We start from the raw sequence: 20,497 nt of genomic DNA on the forward strand, positions 1-20,497 counted from the left end.
AGGAGTACGGCAGGGCCGGCCACCGGGTGTCAGCGGTGGCCGGCCTTCGTCGGCTAGAGCCGCTGCCGCCGTCCCCCGAAGGGGCGGGCGGCCGGCTCAGTCGGAGGGGTGCGAGCCGTTCGGTCCGGACGGCCGCCCCGCCGGGCCTATCGGCTGGCTGTGCTCGCGTCCACCGGCCTGCGCGGGCGAGGCCGGCCCGGGGACGATCGACGGCGCGCCCTTCTCGCCCGCACCGGCCCCCTGATCGGGCAGCGGCGGCCGGGTGTGCCGCAGCATGATCAGGCAGAGCGCAGCCATCACCAGGAGCAGTCCGGCCGTGGTCCAGGAAGCGACCCGCAGGCCATGCGCGAAGGCGTCCCGCGCGACGGTGAGCAGCTCATCGCCGGCGCCGGAGGACAGCTGGTGGGCGGCCTGCACCGCGCCCCCCAGCGTGTCCCGTGCCGCGCTCACCGCGCTGTGCGGGAGGTTGCCCGGCACCTGTAGGGCCACGTCGTGGCGGTAGACGGCGGTGCCGATGCTGCCGAGGACGGCGATGCCGAAGGCGCCGCCGAACTCCGTGGCGGTCTGGGACAGTCCGGAGACCGAGCCGGCCCGGTCCGCCGGGGCGGTGGCGAGGACCAGGTCGGAGGTGGTGGTCATGACGAGCGTGATGCCCCCGGCCATGATCACTGTGCCGGTGACGAGCACCGCGACGCCGGAGCCCGCGTGGAGCTGGGAGAGCACGGCGTATCCGGCGGCGGCAACGACCAGACCGCCCGTCACCACCACCGCGGGACGTACCAGCCGCACCAGCAGCGGGGCCAGCGCCGAGCTGGCCAGGGCGGCGCCCGCGGCGGGCAGCGCCCACAGGCCGGCTCGCAACGGGCCGAAGCCCAGCACCATTTGCAGGTATTGGGTGGTGAAGAGACCGGATCCGACGAGCGAGAAGATCGCCAGGACGCTGGTGGCGACGGACGCGCTGAACGCCCGGTCGCGGAAGAGGGTGACGTCGAGCATGGGGGCGGCCAGCCGGCGCTGGCGTCGCAGGAAATACCAGCCGATGGCGAGCCCCGCGACAAAGGCGGCGACCGGTGCGGCGTGTAATCCGTCCTCGGCGGTCTTCTGGATGCCGTACACGGCCGGCAGGACCGCGGCCAGCGACAGCGCGGCGCTGAACAGGTCGAATCTGCCCGGCTGTTCAGCCTTGGACTCCGGCAGCAGGGGTGGCGCGAGAAGCAGCAGAAGCACCATGACTGGCAGGTTGACCAGGAAGACCGAGCCCCACCAGAAATGTTCCAGCAGGACGCCGCCGAGGAGGGGGCCGAGCACGGCTCCGCCGGCGAACGCGCCGGTCCACACGGCGATGGCGGTCCGGCGCTGGCCGTCGTCGCGGAACATGTTGCGGATCAGGGACAGCGTGGACGGCATCAGGGTGGCGCCGCCGAGGCCCAGCAGGGCCCTGGTGAAGATGAGCAGGGAGGGGTCGGTGGCCAGCGAGGCCGCCACCGAGGCCAGGCCGAAGACGACGGCGCCGGCCATCAGCAGACGTCTGCGGCCGATCCGGTCCCCCAGTGACCCCATCGTCAGAAGCAGCCCGGCCAGGACGAACGGGTAGATGTCGACGATCCACAGGAGCTGGGCGCTACTCGGGCCCAACTGGCCGCTGATGAAGGGCAGTGCGTAGGACAGCACCTGCATGTCGAGGGAGACCAGCAGGACGGGAAGGACGAGAACGGCGAGTCCGGTCCACTGCTTGCGCCCGGCCTTCCCGGGCGGCGGTATCGGCGCTGTGCCGGTGTGGCGCATGGTGTGATCGCTCCTGTCGTCGTTCTCCGCCTACGAATTGCCCTTCTCTGCCTACGAGTTGAGGTAGGCGAGCACTGCCAGTACGCGCCGGTTGTCGTCTCCGGAGGCTGCGAGGCCCAGCTTGGTGAAGATGCTGTTGGTGTGTTTGCTGACCGCCTTTTCGGAGACGAACAGCTTGGCTGCGACGGCCGCATTGGACCGTCCTTCCGCCATCAGCCCGAGGACCTCGCGTTCCCGCGCGGTCAGGGCGTGCAGCGGGCCGGGCCCGGTCTCGTGCTTGATCATCAGTTCCGACACCACCTTGGGGTCCATGACGGTTCCGCCGGCGGCCACCTGCCGGACCATGTCGACGAAGCGGCGTACGTCGAAGACCCGGTCCTTGAGCAGATAGCCCACTCCGCCGTTCTGGTCGGACAGCAGCTCGCGCGCGTACATCTGCTCGACGTGCTGGGACAGCACCAGAATGGGCAGCCCCGGTACCTGCGTGCGGGCCTTGACCGCGGCCTGCAAGCCTTCGTCGGTGAACGTCGGGGGCAGCCGCACGTCGACGATGGCCACGTCCGGCCGGTGGGTGAGCAGGGCGCGCAGCATCGCCGGCCCGTTGTCCACGGCTTCGATCACCTCGAAGTCGTGTGCCGTCAGCAGTTGTACGAGGCCCTCTCTGAGCAGGGCCAGGTCCTCGGCGATCACTACTCGCACGGCAGCTCCATCGTGACCAGGGTCGGTCCGCCGGGCGGACTGCTGATGTCCAGGGTTCCGTCGAAGGCGGCGAGCCGGCGCTGCAGGCCGCGCAGGCCGCTGCCGCCCTCCGGGTCAGCGCCGCCGCGGCCGTTGTCGCCGATCTGCGCCCGGAGCGCGCCGTCCGCGTGCCACAGGCGCAGGCTCACCCGGTTGGCGCCGCTGTGCTTGGTGACGTTGGTGAGGGTCTCGGCGATCACGAAGTACGCGGCCGACTCGACCGGCGGCTGGGGCCGGGAGGGCAGTTCGATGCTCACTTCGACGGGCATCGACAGGCCCATCGCCAACGCTCGTACGGCGCCGTCCAGTCCGCGTTCGGCGAGCACCGGGGGATGGATGCCGCGGACCAGGTCCCGTAGTTCGGTCAGCGCCTGGCTGCTGGACTCCATGGCGTCGGCCAGGAGTTTGCGCACCATGACGGGGTCCTGCTCCACGAGGGTGTCGGCGAGCCCGAGGCTCATGCCGAGGGAGACCAGCCGGGCCTGCGCGCCGTCATGCAGGTCCCGTTCGATCCGGCGGAGTTCGGCCGCCTGGGACTGCACCGTCTCCGAGCGGGTCTCGGTCAGCCGCTCCACCCGGAGGGCGAGCCGGGCGCTGCGGGTGGGTGCCAGCAGCAGCCGGTTGAAGCGGGTGTGCAGCCGGAGCAGCGGGCGGGCGCAGAGCAGCCCCAGGGCCACCAGCAGCACCCCTTGGGGGATGGCGAGGTAGGCATCGGTCTGGTCCTCGATGGGCCAGATCGCTCCGAAGCCCCAGTGCGGGCCCATGCGTTCCCAGAGGAACGGGGTGACGAGCATGCCGTTCAGGCCGTAGGCGACCAACGAGGCGGGCAGCAGGCCCAGGACCAGGCCGACCGGCCCGTCGAGCAGCATCCACAGGAGGTCCCGCCAGGTGGCCGGGTCGGACAGCAGCTGCTTGCACTGTCCGAAGGACCGGGCGCCGTCGTAGGGGGCGGCCGCGGCGGTGTGCCGGTAGGGGAGGTCGATGGCCTCGCCGGTCCACTCGCCGGCCGTCCGGCGGTGGAAGCTGGCCAGTCCGCGGACCGCGACCATGACCACCGGCAGCAGGAAGACGCCCACGCCGACGATCAGCGAGGCCAGGGCGATGACGGTGGCGGTGAACAGGGCGACGCTGCCGACCTGGGAGAGCACGGCGACCACCACACCCCGTGCGCACCAGCGGAGCCGGTTGACCGCGCCGCTGTCGCCGGCACCGTGTTTGCTCACCACCGGTCCGCCACCGCCCGCCGCCCGACCGGGCCGGCCGTCTCCGTTGCGCGCAACGGTGCCGGTAACTCTGCGGTCCTCACCTTGTCCACCTGGTCCAACCTCCTGTGGCCCGGAAGCGCAGCGCCCCCGCGAGCCTCATCATGCAGCACGTGCGGGCGGGCCACCGGGCGTTCTCGCGCCCCCGTGCCCGGTGTCACGGTCCTTCAAGGATCGCGGGTGGGCCGGGGCGGGAGCAGTGGGGAAGGGCCCCGGGGAGGGGTGGAGTTTTCTCCACCCCCCTTGGGGTCGTAGACCCATCGGCCACGGCGCCCGCCGTCCGTAGCGTTGAGGACGTGATCGCGTCTCCCACGCGACAGGTACAGGGAGCTTTGAATGGACACCATCGCAGTCGCCGACACAGTCCGGTTGAACGCGGTTCGCAAGGTTTACGGCGAGGGCGCCAACTCCGTGACCGCACTCGACGGCGTCACTCTGACCTTCCAGCGCGGCAGCTTCACCGCCGTGATGGGGCCCTCGGGTTCCGGCAAGAGCACCTTCCTGCACTGCGCTGCGGGGCTCGACCGGCCGACCTCCGGCACGGTGCTGCTGGACGGCGAGGACCTCAGCGGCTACGACGAGACCACGCTGACCAAGATGCGGCGCGAGCGCATCGGCTTCATCTTCCAGTCGTTCAATCTGCTGCCCGCCCTGACGGTGCTGCAGAACATCACGCTGCCGCTGAAGCTCGCCGGCCGCCGGCCGAACCGCGCGCGGGTCACCGAGGTGATCCAGCGGGTCGGGCTCGGCGAACGGACCGGACACCGCCCCGCCGAGCTGTCCGGCGGCCAGCAGCAGCGGGTGGCGATCGCCCGTGCCCTGGTCACCGGGCCCGCGGTGGTGTTCGCCGACGAGCCCACCGGTGCGCTGGACACCCGTACCGCCCGTGAGGTGCTGCGGCTGATGCAGGAGTCGGTGCAGTCGCTGGGCCAGACCATCGTGATGGTCACCCACGATCCGGTGGCGGCCTCGTACGCGGACCGGGTGGTGTTCCTCGCCGACGGCCGGTTCGTGGGCGACATCTACCACCCGACCGCCGAGGTGGTCGCCGAGCGCATGACCCACCTGGGCGCCTGGGCGGACGAGGAGCCCGCCGCCGGCGGCCGGCAGATGCGGACCGCGACGGGGGGCACGTACTGATGCTGTCCCTCGCTCTGCGCACCCTGCGTTTCCGCAAGGGCGGATTCGTGGCCACCTTCATCGCCATGTTCTTCGGCGCGGCGCTCATCATGGCGTGCGGCGGGCTGATGGAGAGCGGCGTCCGCGACGCGGTGCCGCCCCAGCGACTGGCCGCGGCTCCCCTGGTGGTGACCGGCGACCAGACGTACGAGTCCTCGCAACTGGCCGAGCGGGTCCGGCTCGACGCCGGTCGGGTAGCCACCGTCGCCGCCCTGCCGGGAGTCGCAAAGGCCGTTCCTGATGTGTCGTTCCCGGTCTCCGTCGTACGGGACGGCCGTCCGGTGACCGATCTGTCGGACGGTGCCACCCGCACCGAACACCGTCCGCTCGGCCACGGCTGGGGCTCGGCGCAGCTGGCCCCGTACACCCTCACCTCGGGCACCGAGCCGCGGGCTGCCGGCGACGTGGTCCTGGACACGGAGCTGGCCCGGCAGGCCGGCGCCACCGTCGGTGACGACATCCGTCTGGTGGCTCACGGTCGCCTGGCCGAGTTCCGGCTGACCGGCGTCGTCCAGCAGGCCGGTGGCCGTACGGCTTCCCAGCCCGCGGTGTTCTTCACCGACGCCCGGGCCACCGCGCTGAGCGGCCGGTCCGGCACGGTGGACGCGATCGGTGTGCTGCCCAAGCCCGGCACCGACGCCGGTGAGCTCGGCAGCCGGATCGCGCAGGCACTGGACGGCCGGGCGGCGGTGACCCTGAGCGGTGACAACCGCGGGCTCGCCGAGTTCCCGCAAGCCGCGACCAGCCAGCAGAACCTCATCATGCTGTCCGCCATCTTCGGCGGCTGGGCCATCCTGGTGGCCATGTTCGGCGCGTCGTCGACGCTGGGGCTGACCATTACGCAGCGGCACCGCGAGATGGCTCTGATGAAGGCGATCGGCACCACTCCGCGACAGCTGCGCCGGATGATCCTGGGCGAGACGCTGGCCGTCTCGATCGTGGCATCCGTACTGGGCTGCCTGCCCGGAGCGCTGCTCAGCCACTTCCTCTTCGACAAGCTGGTCTCCGCCGGGATGGTCTCCGGAGCGGTCGAGTTCCGGCTCGGCCTCGTGCCGGCCGTGGTGGCGGTGGGTGCCTCACTGCTGGCCGGTGTGGGCGCCGCGTACATCACCGCCCGGAAGATCGCCAAGACCCGGGCCACCGAGGCACTGGCGGACAGCGCGATCGAGGGGAACTGGCTGACCCGGACCCGGATCTGGCTGTCGGTCCTCTTCCTGGTCGGCGGTGCCGCGATGGCCGTGATGACCATGACGATGATGACCGGCGATCTGACGGCCAGCACGGCAGGACCGGCGTGCATCATGTGGGCGATCGGCCTGGCCCTGCTCGCCCCCGGCTTCACCAAGGGCATCGTCGCCCTGCTCAAGGGCCCGCTCGGGGCCGTGTCGGGACTGGCGGGCCGGCTCGCGGTGCTCAACTCCCGGGCACACACGGTCCGGATGGCCGCCACCATCACGCCGATCATCCTGCTGACCGGCATCGCCACCGGCACGCTGTACATGCAGCAGATCGAGGACGCCTCGAACCGTACGGCGCACACCGGGATCCTGCGGGCGGACGACGTCCTGACGGCCACGGCCGGCGGGCTCGCCCCCGGCACGCTCGACCGGGTCCGGCACACTCCGGGCGTCGCCGCGGCCTCGGACTACGTGACGAGCACCGGTTTCGTGCAGAGCCCCGAGGACACCACACAGACCGGCGACGGCTGGACGCTCCAGGGCGTCACCGGGGACCAGAACATCTCGGTGCGGGCCGCCGAAGGCTCGCTCGCCGGGCTGCACGGGAACAGCGTGGCACTGCCCGTCGACCACGCCGCGGCGCTGGGGCGCGGCATCGGGGACACCATCACGCTGCGGCTGGGCGACGGCACGTCGGCCACGGTGAAGGTGGTCGCCACCTACCGGCCGGAGGGCGTGGCGGCATCGCTGCTGCTGCCCGCCGAGCTGCTGGCCGCCCACACCACCGACGGAGCGGCGGGGCAGATCGTGGTACGCCGCGCTCCGGGAGCCGATCCCGCCGAGCTGAACGCGGCGCTGTCCGCGCTGGTCAAGGACCAGCCGGGGGTCGAGGTGTCCGGCAGCGCCGCGCTCAGTGCCGACCGCACCGCGGGCCAGCAGCAACTGGCCACCATCAACTACCTGGTGGTCGGGATGATCGTCGGATACACCGCGATCTCCGTGGTGAACACCCTGATCGCGGCCACCGGCCGGCGCCGCCGGGAATTCGGTCTCCAGCAGCTGACCGGCTTCACCCGACGACAGATCATGACCATGATGAGCATGGAGAGCGTGCTGACCCTGGTCGTCGGCGTCGTCCTGGGATCGATCGCCTCCGCAATCACCCTGTTCCCCTACAGCGTCGCCAAGCTGGGGCAGGTCGTGCCGACCGTGCCGGTGTGGATCTACCTCGCGGTCGTGGCCGGCGCGGTGGTCATCACCTTCGCGGCGACACTCGTACCGACCTGGCGGGCCACCAGGTTCCGCCCGGTGGAGGCGGCTACCGCGGCCGCCTGAGAACAGTGCCGGGACCGTAGGCCGGCGCAGGACGGGCCGCCGCCGGAAGCCGCACGGCACACAAGCCACTGTGAAGAGTCGGGAGCCCATCCCCCGTTGGGCTCCGGACCAGGGGTCCCACCGCTCTCCGGAGCGGTGGGACCCCTTTGTCGTCCGATAGGGGGCGGGCGGCCCTCGCCCCCTATGACGGACCGCCACCACGCCGTCTGCCGCCCCGGTGCGGATGGGGGTGGTTAGGGGTCGGCCGGGGTTGGCCGGGTCGGGCCCCGATGGCAGCCTTCATGGGCAGACCACATTCCTCACAAGGGGCAAGCGAGTTGAGTCAGTTGAGCAGCGGCGATCAGCAAAAGAGCAAGTGGATCCAGCGGTTCCATCCGGCTCCGGACGCCAAGACCCGGCTCGTCTGCTTTCCGTACGCGGGCGGTTCGGCGAGCTACTTCCACGGGGTCTCCGCCGCGCTCTCGCCCGCGGTCGACGTGCTCGCGATCCAGTATCCGGGCCGTCAGGAGCGCCGGACCGAGCCGTTGCTGCACTCGGTCGAGGACCTGGCGCAGCGGGCCGCGGAGGCGTTGCGGCCGTGGGCCGACCGCCCGTTGACCCTGTTCGGTCACAGCATGGGCGCCATGGTCGCCTTCGAGGTGGCGCGACAGCTCACGGACGAGGGGGCCGCACCGCTCTCCGTCGTCGTCTCCGGCCGCCGCGCACCGACCAGGGTCCGGGAGGAGAACGTCCATCTGCGGGACGACCAGGGGGTCGTGGCCGAGATGGAGCTGCTCGGCGGCAGCGATCTGCGGGTGTTCCAGGACCCCGAACTCCGGGCCCTGTTCCTGCCGGTCATCCGTGCCGACTACCAGGCCGTGGAGACCTACCGCTACCGCCCGGGACCGCCGCTCCCCTGCCCGGTCCTCGCCCTGCTGGGGGACCACGACCCGATGGCCACGGTCGAGGAGACCCACGACTGGGCCGCACTCACCACTGCCGGGTTCGCATTGCGGACCTTCCCGGGCGGCCACTTCTACCTCAACTCGCAGGTCCCGGCCGTCATTACGGCGATCCGGGACCACATCGGTTCGCTGGTCGGCTGACGCCGCCGTCCGGACGAGCCCCGTACCACCTGGGCACTCGCGGGCGCGCTGAGACGGGTGACCTGGAACTGACATGGCGCTCCGTCAGGAACCGCAGCCGGGACGTGCCATGAAGCCACCCGCCCGCGTCGGAAGGATGCGAATTGACTCCTCCCCCTCGTAAACGAGGGGGATTCCTGGCTCACGTCGCCTGCGGCCCGGCGGGCGCGCAGGTCTTACACGATCAGCACCAGCCGGGTTGAAGACCAGCCCGGACCAGCATCACGCGGGCGGAGTTCTTGTCCCGGGGGGATACGGCTCCGCAAGCGGTGCAGGCATACGTCCTTTCGGAGAGGGGGAGTGCGTGCTTGGTTCTCGCTCCGCACTGCGCACAGTCCATCGTGGTGTGCGCGGGATGTACCAGGTGCACGGCGCGGCCGTGCTTGCGGCCCATCTCGACCAGAGCCCGTTTCGTAGCGCTGATCGCGGCGTCGGCCGCCTTGCGGGCCATCGTGGACCTGGCCAAAAACCGGGGGCGGAAGTCCTCCACGGCCAGGGCGTCATGGTCGCGGACGACCTTCTTGGCCCACTTGCGGCCCATGTCCTCACGCTGGCGGGCGACCTTCTTGTGCAGCTTGGCCCGCAGGTGTTTCGCCTCGCGGTAGCCCTTCGATCCCGGCTGGCCCTTCTTCGGCTTCCTGCGTGCCATCATCCGGTCGTAGCGGGTCATCTTCGCCCGAGCCTTCCGCCCGGGCTGGGCGTGAGGAAGGTCGTGGGCATCGCTCGTGGTGGTCGCGGTCTCCGTCACACCCCAGTCGATGCCGATCACGCGGCCGGTCTCCGGCAGGTGTTCGGTGGTGGTGGCGACAACGAACGACGCGTACCAATGTCCGATGCTGTCCCGGTACACACGCACACTCGACGGCGGATTGGGAAGGCCCCGCGACCACACCACCCTCAGGACGATCCCGCCGGCGAGATGCAGACGGCCGTCTTTCAGCCGGAAGCCGCGCCGGGTGTACTCCAGCGTCGGCAGCGCCTCACGGTTCTTCTTGTACCGGGGCATACCGGCGCGCTGCCGCATCGGCAACCGCGCCGCGACGTCCTTGAACGCCTTGGCACGGGACTTGCCGAAGTCACGAACGGTCTGCTGCTGAGGAACATTCGCGCCCTCGCGCATCCACGGCGTGCGGGCGCGGGCCTCGGTCAGCATCTTCGCGAGCTGGACGGGCCCACACGTGCGCTTGTCGTCGGGATTGGCCTTGTTGTGCCGGTGCACAGCCCTCGACTTCGCAACGCATTCGTTCCACACCCACCGGCACCGATCCCACTCCGCTTCCAGCGCCACCCGCGCCGACACCGACACACGCACACGAAAGGTGTACCGAGCGCGCCCGGAACCCTCCACCATCTGCACGTCTGTCGTCATGAACCTGAACCTACTTGGGAGCACTGACAGTTGAGTGCTCTTCATCACCGTGGGCTCGTTCACGCCACCCAGGCAGACGTCGGAACGCCCTTGCGGCGATCCGACTATCCCTGCCCTGCTCCGCAGGGCTTCGTTTCCTCCCCCACGTAAACGTGGGGGTATCCACGAAGGAGACCTGATGACCGAGCGTCTCGCCGAACTGTCCGCCCTTCGTGAGCAGGCGGTGCGTGGGCCGAGTGAGCGTGCGACCGAGGCTCAGCACGCCAAGGGCAAGCTGACGGCGCGGGAGCGGATCGAACTGCTCTTGGACCCGGGCTCGTTCACCGAGGTGGAACAGCTTCGGCGGCACCGCGCGACCGGTTTCGGGCTGGAAGCCAACCGGCCGTACACGGACGGGGTGGTCACCGGATGGGGCACGGTGGACGGCCGCACCGTCTTCGTCTACGCGCACGACTTCCGGATCTTCGGCGGCGCGCTGGGCGAGGCCCACGCCACGAAGATCCACAAGATCATGGACCTGGCCCTCGCGGCCGGCGCCCCGCTGGTCTCGCTGAACGACGGCGCGGGCGCCCGTATCCAGGAGGGTGTCTCCGCGCTGGCCGGCTACGGCGGCATCTTCCAGCGCAACACCCGTGCCTCGGGTGTGATCCCGCAGATCAGCGTGATGCTCGGCCCGTGTGCGGGCGGCGCCGCGTACTCCCCCGCGCTGACCGATTTCGTCTTCATGGTCCGGGAGACCTCGCAGATGTTCATCACCGGCCCGGACGTGGTCCGTGCGGTGACCGGCGAGGAGATCACCCAGAACGGGCTCGGTGGCGCCGATGTGCACGCCGGGACCTCGGGCGTGGCGCACTTCGCCTACGACGACGAGGAGACCTGTCTCTCCGAGGTCCGCTACCTGCTCTCGATGCTCCCCTCCAACAACCGCGAGAACCCGCCGTCGGTGCCCTGCGAGGACCCCGCCGACCGCGCCGGTGACGCACTGGCGGCCCTGGTCCCGGCCGACGGCAACCGCCCGTACGACATGCGCCAGGTCATCGAGGAACTCGTCGACGACGGCGACCACATGGAGGTCCACGAGCGCTGGGCCCGCAACATCATCTGCACCTTGGCACGGCTGGACGGCCAGGTCGTCGGCATCGTCGCCAACCAGCCGCAGTTCCTGGCCGGTGTGCTGGACATCGAGGCGTCCGAGAAGGCCGCCCGCTTCGTCCAGATGTGCGACGCCTTCAACATCCCGATCGTCACCCTGCTGGACGTCCCCGGCTTCCTGCCCGGCGTCGACCAGGAGCACGGCGGCATCATCCGGCACGGCGCCAAGCTGCTCTACGCCTACTGCAACGCCACCGTCCCGCGGATCTCGCTGATCCTGCGCAAGGCCTACGGCGGCGCCTACATCGTCATGGACTCGCAGTCCATCGGCGCCGACCTGACCTACGCCTGGCCCACCAACGAGATCGCCGTGATGGGCGCCGAGGGCGCCGCCAACGTCATCTTCCGCAAACAGATCGCCGGCGCCGACGACCCGGAGGCGATGCGGGCGCGGATGGTCAAGGAGTACAAGTCCGAGCTTATGCACCCGTATTACGCGGCCGAGCGCGGCCTGATCGACGACGTGATCGACCCGGCCGGGACCCGCGAGGTGCTGATCAGCTCGCTCGCGATGCTCCGCACCAAGCACGCGGACCTGCCGCCCCGCAAGCACGGCAATCCCCCGCAGTAAACCTGCACCGACGGACGGAGAACACCCCATGAGCGTCGCTCCTGCCGAGACCTCTCTCCTACGGGTCGAGAAGGGCCGGGCCGGCCCCGAGGAACTCGCCGCGCTCACCGCGCTGCTGATGGCTCGCGCCGCGGCGCGGCCCGAGCCGGGCCCGTCCCGCCGCCGGTCCACGGCCGGCTGGCGCCGCCTGGAGCGCACCCCCGGCTTCCGGGCGCCGCACAGCTGGCAGGGCTGACACCCGGGCGCCGCATCAGCCCGAAGGAACGGGGACTCGGCCCCGCGGGCAGCTCAGCCCACGGCCCCGACCGATCCTCCGCCCACGCCCCGGCCACCCTCCTCGCCCCCGGGCGGCACGGTGTCCGGACCCCCCGCCCCGCCCAAATACTCCTCACTGATCCGCTTCGGGCCGAAGGGCCACTCCTTCTCGTGCCGGGCCCAGGCAAGGAAGGCCACCACGCCCGCGCCGACCCAGGCCAGCGACCACTCGATGGGGTGTCTGCCGGGCGAGTTGCGGTCCGCGTAGCCGTAGATGACGAGCCAGCCGAGCAGTGCGACGACGCTCGGCAGCGGATGGAGCCATATCCGGTAGGGCCGGCGCAGCCCCGGCTGGCGGCGGCGCAGCACGGTCACCGCGGCGACCTGGGCCAGCGCCTGCACGAGCACCATGACGGTGGTCAGCAGCTGGATGATGGTGGCCAAGTCCGTGTGCCGGCCGAGCAGAAAGCCCGCGGCCATCACCCCGCCCATGGTGAGCAGGCCCAGCACGGGGAAGCGGTGCCGGGGGTGGAGCATGCCGTACGGGCGGAAGAAGACCCGGTCGCGGGCGGCGTCGTAGGGGACCCGGGAGCCGCCGAGGAGTCCGGTGAAGACGGAGGCGACGGCGGTCAGGAGGATGAGCACCGTGACGGCGTCGGCGGCGCCCCTGCCCCAGGCCTTCTCCAGCACGGCGGAGGCGACGGACGAGGACGCCGTGCTGTGCGGGTCGAGCATGTCCTTCCAGTCGACGACTCCGAGGGTGCCGATCTGCAGCAACAGATAGATCGTCATGATGCCGAGGATCGACTGGATGATGGCGCGCGGAATGGTGCGGCCGGGCTGTCGAATCTCGGCGCCCATGTAGGCGACGGTGTTGTAGCCGAGGTAGTCGTAGATGCCGATCGTCAGGCCGGCCGCGAAGCCGGTCCAGAAATGACTGGCCGTCAGCTCGAAGGCGTGCGCGGGATAGGTGAAGGCCCGCTCCGGGCTGAAGTGGGTGAAGGCGGCGGCGATGACCAGGACGACCGAGGCGATCATCACCGTCCACAGGACGACGGTGAGCCGGGCGATGTTCTCCACCCGCCGCCACAGCAGCACGACGACGCCGACCGTGACGGCGAGGCCGACGAGGTCGCCCTGCCCCGGGCTCATCTCCGGCCACAGATAGCCGAGGTACTGGACGAAGCCGATCACGCCCGTGGACATCCCGAGCGGAATGAAGAGCATGGCCGTCCAGACGAACAGAAACGGCATCAGCTTGCCGGTGCGGTACTGGAAGGCCTGCCGCAGATAGACATAGCTGCCGCCGGCACCGGGCAGCGACGCCCCCAGCTCCGCCCAGACCAGCCCGTCGGCGAGCGCCAGCACCGCGCCCGCGAGGAACCCGGTCACGGCCTGCGGCCCGCCGAAGGCCGCGACCATCAGCGGGATGGTCACGAACGGTCCGATGCCGCACATCTGGCTCATGTTGAGGGCGGTGGCCTGGAACAGGCCGATACGCCGGACGAATCCCACCCGCTCATCGAGGAGTTCGGCCATGCGGCGGACCTTTCTCTCGCCGGCGCGCACGCCGGTCGGTGGTCTCTTCTCGCCGCGCCACAGGCTGACACGATCGCCGCACCGGCGCATTGGCCCGGACGGAACTTTCCGGCGCGGTCCGCGCACTCCCCCGCCCTCACGGCGCGGCGCCAACCCCGGCCGACTCCCGCCCTCGGCACCGCTCCGGCCCGTCAGACCTCCCCGTACGCCTCGCCGCCGAGCTCCAGCCGCGCCGTGCCGACGGTGGTGTCCGCGAGCCAGGCGCGGAAGGCCGCCAGATCCGCCTCCGGCACCCCGACCTCGATGCGTACCTCCGCCCCGTACGTCACCTCGCGCACCGCCCGGCCCGTCGTGCGCAGATCGTTCTCCACCCGGCCCGCCCGCTGGTGGTCGACGGTGACCGTCACCAGCCGGAAGCGCTGCCGGGTGACCGTCCCCAGCGCGTCCAGCGCCTCACCGACGACGCCTCCGTAGGCGCGGATCAGGCCGCCGGCGCCGAGCTTGACGCCGCCGAAGTAGCGGGTGACGACGGCGACCACGTAACGGACCTCGCGGCGCACCAGCATCTGCAGCATGGGTACGCCCGCGGTGCCGCCCGGCTCCCCGTCGTCGCTGGCCTTCTGGATGCTGCCGTCGGCGCCCAGGACGTAGGCGAAGCAGTGGTGGCGGGCGGTGGGGTGCTCCTTGCGGATGCGCGCGATGAAGTCCTGGGCCTCGGCCTCGGTCGCCACGGGCGCGAGCGCACAAAGGAAGCGGGACTTGTTGATCTCGATCTCGTGGACGCCCTCGCGCGCGAGCGTGCGGTACTGCTCCTGCATCGGGCCAGCCTATGCGGCCGCTGTGACCTGCGGACACCGGCCGGTCCGGGGCCCGCGCCGCGCGGGGGTGTCCGCCGTAAGGGCGCGCGGGTCCGCCGGACGGGCGCAGACCGCACGGCCAGGCGGCGTACCCACCCCGTCCGCACGGTGCGTCGGGGAGACGTCCGCGCCGCACCGTGGGCACTGTGAGGCCAGTGCGAGAGCCTCGTGTTTCCGGGGCCCCGCTCGTACACGTAGGAACGGCGGGTTTGCGGAGGGCGGCATGGAAGAAAGCACACAGGCGGCGATGACGGCGGGCGTTCCCGTGACAGGCCAGGAGATGCCCGAGCCCCCGCCGGAGGTCATCGAGGCGGCACGCAATGCGCCCGATCACTGGTTGGCCATGGTGGACCTGACCTGGCAGGGAGAGGGGCCACCGCCCCTGTGGTCGCTGATCGGGCAGTGGCGCTCGGGCCCGACGGGGGAGATCGAGGAGTGGCGGGACAATCCGGAGTACCGGCCGTCACCGCAGATGCTGGACTGGCCGGAACCGGCCGATGCGGTCGACAACGCGGTGCAGCTCGCCGCGACCGGTTACGGGCCGGGGCAGGACGTCTCCGAGGCGCTGGCGCGCGCGGAGGTCTCCGTGCTGGTCACCGCGACCGGTTCCCCGCTGGCCGCGGCCTCGCCCGAGGGCACCCCGGTGATCCCGGTCTACACCTCGCAGAGCTATCTCGAATCGGTGGGCCGGCTGCTCTACGACCGCCGGCCGGTGGCCGCACTCGTCGAGCAGCTGCCGCCGGGTCATGCGCTGTACCTCAACCCGACCGGCCCGGTGAGCATGCTGGTGGACACCGAGGAGCTGCGCGCGGCGCTGGCCGGGGCCTCCGGCACGGCGGACGAGGCGCGCACACCGGCCACGCCATCGCGCCCGGGAACCGGGGCCGGTGGGGCCGAGCCGGTGAGCGGCGGCCGGGCGATCGGCAAGCCGGCCCGTGCGGCGAACGGCAGCACCGTGGTCGGGGCCGGGATGGCCAGTAGTGGAGTGGCCCGCGGCGCGAACTGAACCGCCGGCCCACAGGACCCGCCCCGCCCGTCTTCCCCTTCGGGCGGGGCGTCTGCCGTACGGCGGGCGGGGACGCCCGTCCGGTCCGCGGCCCGGCCGTCCTCGCGACGGGAATCTCCAAGCGGCGCCGACCGTTGAGCGCACAGGACCCTTCCATCCGCAGGAGGCAGTGCGTGTACGGCGACCCCACCACGATCCGCAGGATCCTCACCGAGCTCGGCGACACCTGGGCCGTCGTGGGCCTGTCCAGCAACGAACAGCGCGCGGCGCACGGCGTCGCGGAAGTGCTGCAGCGCCACGGCAAGCGGATCGTGCCGGTGCACCCGAAGGCCGAGACGGTCCACGGCGAGCAGGGCTACCCCTCGCTCTCCGCGATCCCCTTCCCGGTCGATGTGGTCGATGTCTTCGTCAACAGCGAGCTGGCGGGGGGAATTGCCGACGAGGCGGTGGCGCTGGGCGCAAAGGCCGTCTGGTTCCAGCTCGGGGTGGTCGACGAGGCGGCCTGGGACCGCGTGCACGACTCCGGGCTCGACATGGTGATGGACCGCTGTCCGGCGATCGAGCTGCCCCGGTTGGGCTGAGGGCCGAGGGGCCGAGGGGTGGGCGTCGGAGGAGTAGGGCGGAGGCCCGTCAGACGGTGCCCAGCCCCTCCAGGAGCGTGGCGCCGGGGAGTTCGGCGAGGGCCTTGCCGGGCACGATGAGCTTGCCGCGGCGGCTGCCGCTCCCGATCAGGGCGTAGGGGGCATCGGCGACGGCGGTGTCGACCAGCAGCGGCCAGTCGGCGGGCAGGCCGAGGGGGGTGATCCCGCCGTACTCCATCCCGCTGTCGCCGACCACCTTGTCCATCGGTGCGAACGACGCCTTGCGGGCGCCCAGTTGACGGCGCACCACACCATTGACGTCGACGCGGGTGTGCGAGAGGACGACGCAGGCGGCCAGGGTGGTCTCCCCGCCGCGCTTGCCGGCCACCACCACACAGTTCGCCGACTGCTCCAGCAGCCAGGGGCCGTAGCGCTCGACGAGCAGCGCGGTGTCCGCGATGGCCGGGTCGGTGTCGACGTAGCGCACCTCCTCGACCGGCACGGATCCGCGCCAGTTCCGCAGCGCGGTGGCCACCGGCTCGGCCAGCAGGTCGAGGCACTCGACAGCGGGCCGGACCTCGTCAAAAGCATCCATCGGCACGGGCATACGCGCCAAGCTAACAGTCGTGCCCGCCGGGCGGCGTGCCGTCTCAGCGGGCGAGCGGGATGATCACCGACATGGTCATCTCGACCGGCTCGTCGCCGTCATTGCGGTATGCGTGCGGGACCTTGGCCTCGAACGTCGCGGCGGAACCGGCGGGCACCCGGTGCTCCACACCGTCCACGACCAGCGTCAGGGTGCCGGAGCGGACCTGCAGCAGTTCGACGGTGCCGGGCGGGTGCGGATCGGAGGCGCTGCGGTCGCCGGGCATCAGCCGCCAGTCCCACAGTTCGAACGGTCCGGGCGCCTCGGCACCCACCAGGAGCGTGGTGTAACTGCCGGCCTCGGTGGACCAGAGCCGGACCGCCTCGTCCGCGGCCACGATGCGCACCTGCGGGCCCTGCTCGTAGTCGAGGAGCGTGGTGATGCTGACGCCGAGCGCGTCGGCGATCTTGACGGTGGTTCCCACGCTCGGGTTCGTACGCGCCTGCTCGATCTGGATGATCATGCCGCGGCTGACCCCGGCACGGGCCGCCAGCGCATCGAGGGTGAAGCCGCGCTCGGCGCGCCAGTGCTTGAGGTTGCGGGCGAGCGACTGCGTGAGCTGGTCGAGATCCGTCACGGTCCGTCCAAGTCGGGGGCGAATATATTCGATGCCGCAGTTCAGTTTCCTGTACTACGGTGTGGTGTACTTCAGCGTCCGGTTCACTGTACTGCGAGGTTTCACCATGACAGCGGTCTTCGCCCTGGCCACCAGCCTTCTGTGGGGGCTCGCCGACTTCGGCGGCGGACTGCTCACCCGACGGCTGCAGGCGCTGACCGTCGTGGTGGTCTCGCAGACCCTGGCCGCCCTCGTACTGGGTGCCATCGTGGTGGCCACCGGCGGCTGGCGGGAGGCCGGACCGCAGCTGTGGTTCGCGGTCGGGGCGGGCGTCGTGGGTCCGGCCGCCATGCTCTGCTTCTACCGTGCCCTGGCGCTCGGCCCGATGGGCGTGGTCTCCCCGCTCGCCTCGATCGGCACCGTACTAGTGCCGCTCGGCGTCGGGATCGTGGCGGGCGAGCGGCCGGGCCTGCTGCAGGCCACCGGCATGGTGGTGGCCGTGGTCGGCGTGCTGCTGGCCGGCGGCCCGAGGATCAGCGGCGCGTCGGTGGCCCGCCAGACGATCGTGCTGACGCTGGTCTCGGCACTCGGCTTCGGCGCGGTGATGGCGCTGATCTCCGAGGCGTCCACGACCGTGACCGGGCTCTTCCTCGCCCTGTTCGTCCAGCGGGTGTGCAATGTCGCCGTCGGCGGCGCCGCCCTGTACGCCTCGGTGCGGCGCGGCACCCCGGCGCTGCCCGACGGCGGCCTGGCCGCCCTGCGCGGCTCGCTGCCCGCCCTCGCCTTCGTCGGCATCGCCGATGTCGCCGCCAACGGCACGTACGCGATCGCCGCCCAGAACGGCCCGGTCACCATGGCGGCGGTGCTCGCCTCCCTCTACCCCGTCGTCACCGCGCTCGCCGCACTCGGCGTCCTCAAGGAGCGGCTGCAGGCCATCCAGACCGCCGGCGCCTCGCTCGCGCTGGTCGGCACGGTATTGCTCGCCTCCGGCAGCTGACCGGGACGGGGGCGGTGGCGGCGCGAGCGCGTCTGACGACCGGTCAGGACGCCTCGTACGCCTCCCCGGCCTCGTCCGCCTGCCATGCGCCCAGCGCGCGCAGCTGCTCGGGGGTGACGTCCTCGGGGATCGGCACCGGCGCCGGCGTACGCAGCGGCGGCTGCCAGCCCTCCTCGGGGTCCCAGCGGCGGACGATCTTGGCGGGTGCGCCGGCGACCACCGCATGGTCGGGGACCTCACCGCGGACCACGGCGCCGGCCGCGACCACCACGTTCCGGCCCAGCCGCGCGCCGGGCAGGATCACCGCCCCGGTACCGATCCAGCTGCCGGAGCCGATGGCGACCGGGTCGCTGCGCGGCCACTGCTTGCCGATCGGCACCTCGGGGTCGTCGTAGCTGTGGTTGGTGGTGGTGACGTACACACCGGGTCCGAAGAAGCAGTCGTCGCCGATCGTGAGCCGGACATCGGCGATCACATGGCTTCCCCTCCCGAGCACCACGCCATTGCCCAGCGTGAGGATCGGGTCCGGACCGAGATCGAGGTCCGGCATCATGCCTGCCGTCAGCGTCACGTCCTGGGCGATGATGCAGTGCTCGCCGAGCTCGATCCAGGGGGCACCGAAGACCGTGCCCTGCGGGAAGGCGAGCCGGGTGCCGGCGCCGATCCGGCGGAAGCGGTACGGACCGGGGCGCCCGGCGGTCACGGCCGCGGCCTCCCTCACCCAGCGCGCGCCGCGGTGCACGGCACGCGACACGGCCCGGCGCCGCCAGGCCGCGACGGATGAGAACACGTTCTGGTTTATCGGCACCCGCACACCGTACTCAGCCCGCCGGGATACCGGCCGCGCGACGGGCTGTGATCTTCGCCCCACCCGTGGCCGTCCCCGCCGGGCACCGTCGCGGTCGTCTACGGTGCTGGGGGCGCGGCGCAGCACGGCAAGGAGAGCGAAGGATGACGGGACGGGCTTTGATTTCAGCGGTGGGCGGCAAGGAGCCGAAGGTCGATCAGGCGGCGTTCACCGCCCCGACGTCCGTCGTGCTCGGCGAGGTCTCCATGGCGGCCGGCGCCAGCATCTGGTACCACGCGGTGCTGCGGGCCGACTGCGGCCCGATCGTGCTCGGCGCCGACAGCAACATCCAGGACAACTGCACGGTGCACGTCGATCCCGGCTTCCCGGTGACCGTCGGCGCACGGGTCTCGGTCGGCCACAACGCGGTGCTGCACGGCTGCACCGTCGAGGACGACGTCCTGATCGGCATGGGCGCCACGGTCCTCAACGGGGCGCACATCGGCGCGGGCTCGCTGGTCGCCGCGCAGGCGTTGGTCCCCCAGGGCATGCAGGTGCCGCCCGGCTCCCTGGTCGCCGGGGTGCCGGCGAAGGTCAAGCGGGAGCTGACCGCCGAGGAGCGCGAACTCATCACGGTCAACGCCACGATGTACGGGGAGCTGGCAGCCCGGCACCGGGCGGACGTGCCGGACGCCGAGGTCTGAGGCCGGCCGCCGCCGTCTGAGCGGCACAAGGGTACGGCCCGACGAGGTCCAGTGGGTGCCGCCTGGTCCGTGACCCGGGCCCGCGCGGCCTGACGCCACGTCAGCCGAGCCGTTCCGACCCGGCGGCCGCCAGCACCGACGTCAGCATCTCCGCGTCGAAGAGGGTGGCGTCCGCCAGGCGATGGGCGCCCGCGTAGGCGTTCATCATCACCTTGGCGGTCCGCAGGGCCGCAGGTGACCTGCGGACCAGCGGCCTGGTCCACCGTGCGATCACCTCGTCCAGTTCGTCCTCCGGAACTGCCTTGTGGAGGAGGGCGAGCTCAGCCGCCTTCGCCGCGTCGAAGCTCTCCCCGGTCAGGATCAACTCGCGGATTCTGGCGGCGCCCGACTCGTTCAGCAGCCGTGGCAGCACGCCTCCCCAGGCGGGTGGCATGCCCAGCGCGAGCTCCGGCAGCCGGAAGCGGCAGCTGTGCGCACCGGCCCGCAGATCACAGAACACCGCGAGCGCGATCCCCGCGCCGATCACCCGCCCGTGCAGCCGGGCGATGGTGACCGCGCTGGTGGACGCGAGCGCTTCACACACCCGCCGCGCCTTGTTCCCCATGACACGAAGGGCCGCTCCGGAGCGATCCGCGGCGAGGGACTCCGCGAACTCCTGGCGATCTCCGCCCAGGCAGAAGTCCGCTCCCGCGCCGGAGAGGATCAGCACCCGTATCTCGGGCCGGTCATGCAACGCGCCCAGTACGGCCAGGAGTTCGTCGAGCATCGGCTCGCAGAGCGCGTTACCGGTTTCGGGACTGTTCAACTGGACGTGGAGCAGGGGGCCCTGGTGGGTGACGGCAAGGGTCTTGAAGTTATCGATCACTACGCTCTTCC

General features: G+C 71.4%; 18 protein-coding genes and 1 pseudogene. 9 read left to right on the forward strand and 10 right to left on the reverse strand.

The annotated features are described in order from the left end of the window. Positions 1–96 precede the first annotated feature (96 nt). From CPH93_RS02785 to CPH93_RS02795, 3 genes are read right to left on the reverse strand one after another with little or no spacing between them, the layout of a single operon-like run. Positions 97–1,785, reverse strand: a complete 1,689-nt coding sequence (locus tag CPH93_RS02785) for an MFS transporter (RefSeq protein ID WP_096211821.1) — start codon at positions 1,783–1,785, stop codon at positions 97–99. Positions 1,786–1,836: 51 nt separating this feature from the next. After that, a complete protein-coding gene (locus tag CPH93_RS02790; protein WP_093487536.1) occupies positions 1,837–2,484 on the reverse strand; it encodes a response regulator transcription factor in 648 nt (215 codons plus the stop codon). Beyond that, entirely contained in the window at positions 2,475–3,746 is a 1,272-nt protein-coding gene (locus CPH93_RS02795) for a sensor histidine kinase (RefSeq protein WP_173909703.1), read from the reverse strand. Before CPH93_RS02795 ends, CPH93_RS02790 begins: the two co-directional genes overlap by 10 nt. Before the next feature lie 375 nt (positions 3,747–4,121). Between CPH93_RS02795 and CPH93_RS02800 the strand changes: the two genes are divergently transcribed. From CPH93_RS02800 to CPH93_RS02810, 3 genes are all read left to right on the forward strand, one after another. Beyond that, the gene (locus CPH93_RS02800) at positions 4,122–4,925 is read left to right on the forward strand and encodes an ABC transporter ATP-binding protein (protein WP_096211823.1); all 804 of its coding nucleotides are present in this window, start codon (positions 4,122–4,124) and stop codon (positions 4,923–4,925) included. After that, complete coding sequence (locus CPH93_RS02805) at positions 4,925–7,477, forward strand: ABC transporter permease (protein WP_096211824.1); 2,553 nt, start codon at positions 4,925–4,927, stop codon at positions 7,475–7,477. Before CPH93_RS02800 ends, CPH93_RS02805 begins: the two co-directional genes overlap by 1 nt. A gap of 326 nt (positions 7,478–7,803) precedes the next feature. Then, a complete protein-coding gene (locus CPH93_RS02810) occupies positions 7,804–8,562 on the forward strand; it encodes a thioesterase II family protein (protein WP_443031454.1) in 759 nt (252 codons plus the stop codon). Between the two features lie 84 nt (positions 8,563–8,646). On the opposite strand, the pseudogene CPH93_RS02815 reads toward CPH93_RS02810, so the two are convergent. Further along, positions 8,647–9,952: pseudogene (locus CPH93_RS02815) on the reverse strand (RNA-guided endonuclease InsQ/TnpB family protein). A 196-nt stretch (positions 9,953–10,148) separates the two neighbouring features. Here CPH93_RS02815 and CPH93_RS02820 point away from each other — a divergent pair. Both CPH93_RS02820 and CPH93_RS02825 read left to right on the forward strand, forming a co-directional pair. Next, positions 10,149–11,693, forward strand: coding sequence for an acyl-CoA carboxylase subunit beta (locus tag CPH93_RS02820; RefSeq protein WP_096211825.1), 1,545 nt, complete (start codon positions 10,149–10,151; stop codon positions 11,691–11,693). A 28-nt stretch (positions 11,694–11,721) separates the two neighbouring features. Beyond that, positions 11,722–11,928, forward strand: coding sequence for an acyl-CoA carboxylase epsilon subunit (locus tag CPH93_RS02825; RefSeq protein ID WP_093487524.1), 207 nt, complete (start codon positions 11,722–11,724; stop codon positions 11,926–11,928). Positions 11,929–11,981: 53 nt separating this feature from the next. On the opposite strand, the gene CPH93_RS02830 is transcribed toward CPH93_RS02825, so the two are convergent. Both CPH93_RS02830 and CPH93_RS02835 read right to left on the reverse strand, forming a co-directional pair. Further along, on the reverse strand, positions 11,982–13,487 hold the full coding sequence (locus tag CPH93_RS02830) for an APC family permease (protein ID WP_096211826.1): 1,506 nt from the start codon (positions 13,485–13,487) through the stop codon (positions 11,982–11,984). A 191-nt stretch (positions 13,488–13,678) separates the two neighbouring features. Beyond that, complete coding sequence (locus CPH93_RS02835) at positions 13,679–14,305, reverse strand: YigZ family protein (RefSeq protein ID WP_096211827.1); 627 nt, start codon at positions 14,303–14,305, stop codon at positions 13,679–13,681. Positions 14,306–14,567: 262 nt separating this feature from the next. Here CPH93_RS02835 and CPH93_RS02840 point away from each other — a divergent pair, with 262 nt between their 5' ends. Next, entirely contained in the window at positions 14,568–15,350 is a 783-nt protein-coding gene (locus tag CPH93_RS02840; protein WP_096211828.1) for a type VII secretion system-associated protein, read from the forward strand. 173 nt (positions 15,351–15,523) lie between these two features. Then, a complete protein-coding gene (locus CPH93_RS02845; protein WP_093487518.1) occupies positions 15,524–15,931 on the forward strand; it encodes a CoA-binding protein in 408 nt (135 codons plus the stop codon). Positions 15,932–15,980: 49 nt separating this feature from the next. Here CPH93_RS02845 and CPH93_RS02850 read toward each other — a convergent pair whose 3' ends face one another. Together CPH93_RS02850 and CPH93_RS02855 are read right to left on the reverse strand one after the other, a co-directional pair. Further along, positions 15,981–16,526, reverse strand: a complete 546-nt coding sequence (locus CPH93_RS02850; protein WP_443031426.1) for a YbaK/EbsC family protein — start codon at positions 16,524–16,526, stop codon at positions 15,981–15,983. 55 nt (positions 16,527–16,581) lie between these two features. After that, positions 16,582–17,154 carry a helix-turn-helix domain-containing protein gene (locus CPH93_RS02855; protein WP_096211830.1) on the reverse strand — a complete coding sequence of 191 codons (573 nt, stop codon included), beginning with the start codon at positions 17,152–17,154 and terminating at the stop codon, positions 16,582–16,584. 106 nt (positions 17,155–17,260) lie between these two features. On the opposite strand from CPH93_RS02855, the gene CPH93_RS02860 reads away from it, so the two are divergent. Further along, positions 17,261–18,130 carry a DMT family transporter gene (locus tag CPH93_RS02860; protein WP_093489502.1) on the forward strand — a complete coding sequence of 290 codons (870 nt, stop codon included), beginning with the start codon at positions 17,261–17,263 and terminating at the stop codon, positions 18,128–18,130. Between the two features lie 43 nt (positions 18,131–18,173). Here CPH93_RS02860 and CPH93_RS02865 read toward each other — a convergent pair whose 3' ends face one another. Continuing rightward, on the reverse strand, positions 18,174–18,938 hold the full coding sequence (locus CPH93_RS02865; RefSeq protein WP_096215279.1) for an acyltransferase: 765 nt from the start codon (positions 18,936–18,938) through the stop codon (positions 18,174–18,176). A 143-nt stretch (positions 18,939–19,081) separates the two neighbouring features. Between CPH93_RS02865 and CPH93_RS02870 the strand changes: the two genes are divergently transcribed. Continuing rightward, entirely contained in the window at positions 19,082–19,621 is a 540-nt protein-coding gene (locus tag CPH93_RS02870; protein WP_096211831.1) for a gamma carbonic anhydrase family protein, read from the forward strand. A gap of 100 nt (positions 19,622–19,721) precedes the next feature. Here CPH93_RS02870 and CPH93_RS02875 read toward each other — a convergent pair whose 3' ends face one another. Next, positions 19,722–20,486 (reverse strand): enoyl-CoA hydratase/isomerase family protein, encoded by a 765-nt coding sequence (locus CPH93_RS02875; RefSeq protein ID WP_096211832.1) that lies wholly within the window; start codon positions 20,484–20,486, stop codon positions 19,722–19,724. Positions 20,487–20,497: the final 11 nt, after the last annotated feature.

The organism is Streptomyces sp. 2323.1 (assembly GCF_900221035.1).
Taxonomy (GTDB): domain Bacteria; phylum Actinomycetota; class Actinomycetes; order Streptomycetales; family Streptomycetaceae; genus Streptomyces; species Streptomyces sioyaensis.

Coding starts and splice junctions, on each gene's coding strand:
- CPH93_RS02785 (WP_096211821.1), bottom strand. CDS start 1,785: ATGCGCCACACCGGCACAGCGCCGATACCGCCGCCCGGGAAGGCCGGG.
- CPH93_RS02800 (WP_096211823.1), top strand. CDS start 4,122: ATGGACACCATCGCAGTCGCCGACACAGTCCGGTTGAACGCGGTTCGC.
- CPH93_RS02805 (WP_096211824.1), top strand. CDS start 4,925: ATGCTGTCCCTCGCTCTGCGCACCCTGCGTTTCCGCAAGGGCGGATTC.
- CPH93_RS02820 (WP_096211825.1), top strand. CDS start 10,149: ATGACCGAGCGTCTCGCCGAACTGTCCGCCCTTCGTGAGCAGGCGGTG.
- CPH93_RS02825 (WP_093487524.1), top strand. CDS start 11,722: ATGAGCGTCGCTCCTGCCGAGACCTCTCTCCTACGGGTCGAGAAGGGC.
- CPH93_RS02830 (WP_096211826.1), bottom strand. CDS start 13,487: ATGGCCGAACTCCTCGATGAGCGGGTGGGATTCGTCCGGCGTATCGGC.
- CPH93_RS02835 (WP_096211827.1), bottom strand. CDS start 14,305: ATGCAGGAGCAGTACCGCACGCTCGCGCGCGAGGGCGTCCACGAGATC.
- CPH93_RS02840 (WP_096211828.1), top strand. CDS start 14,568: ATGGAAGAAAGCACACAGGCGGCGATGACGGCGGGCGTTCCCGTGACA.
- CPH93_RS02850 (WP_443031426.1), bottom strand. CDS start 16,526: ATGGATGCTTTTGACGAGGTCCGGCCCGCTGTCGAGTGCCTCGACCTG.
- CPH93_RS02860 (WP_093489502.1), top strand. CDS start 17,261: ATGACAGCGGTCTTCGCCCTGGCCACCAGCCTTCTGTGGGGGCTCGCC.
- CPH93_RS02870 (WP_096211831.1), top strand. CDS start 19,082: ATGACGGGACGGGCTTTGATTTCAGCGGTGGGCGGCAAGGAGCCGAAG.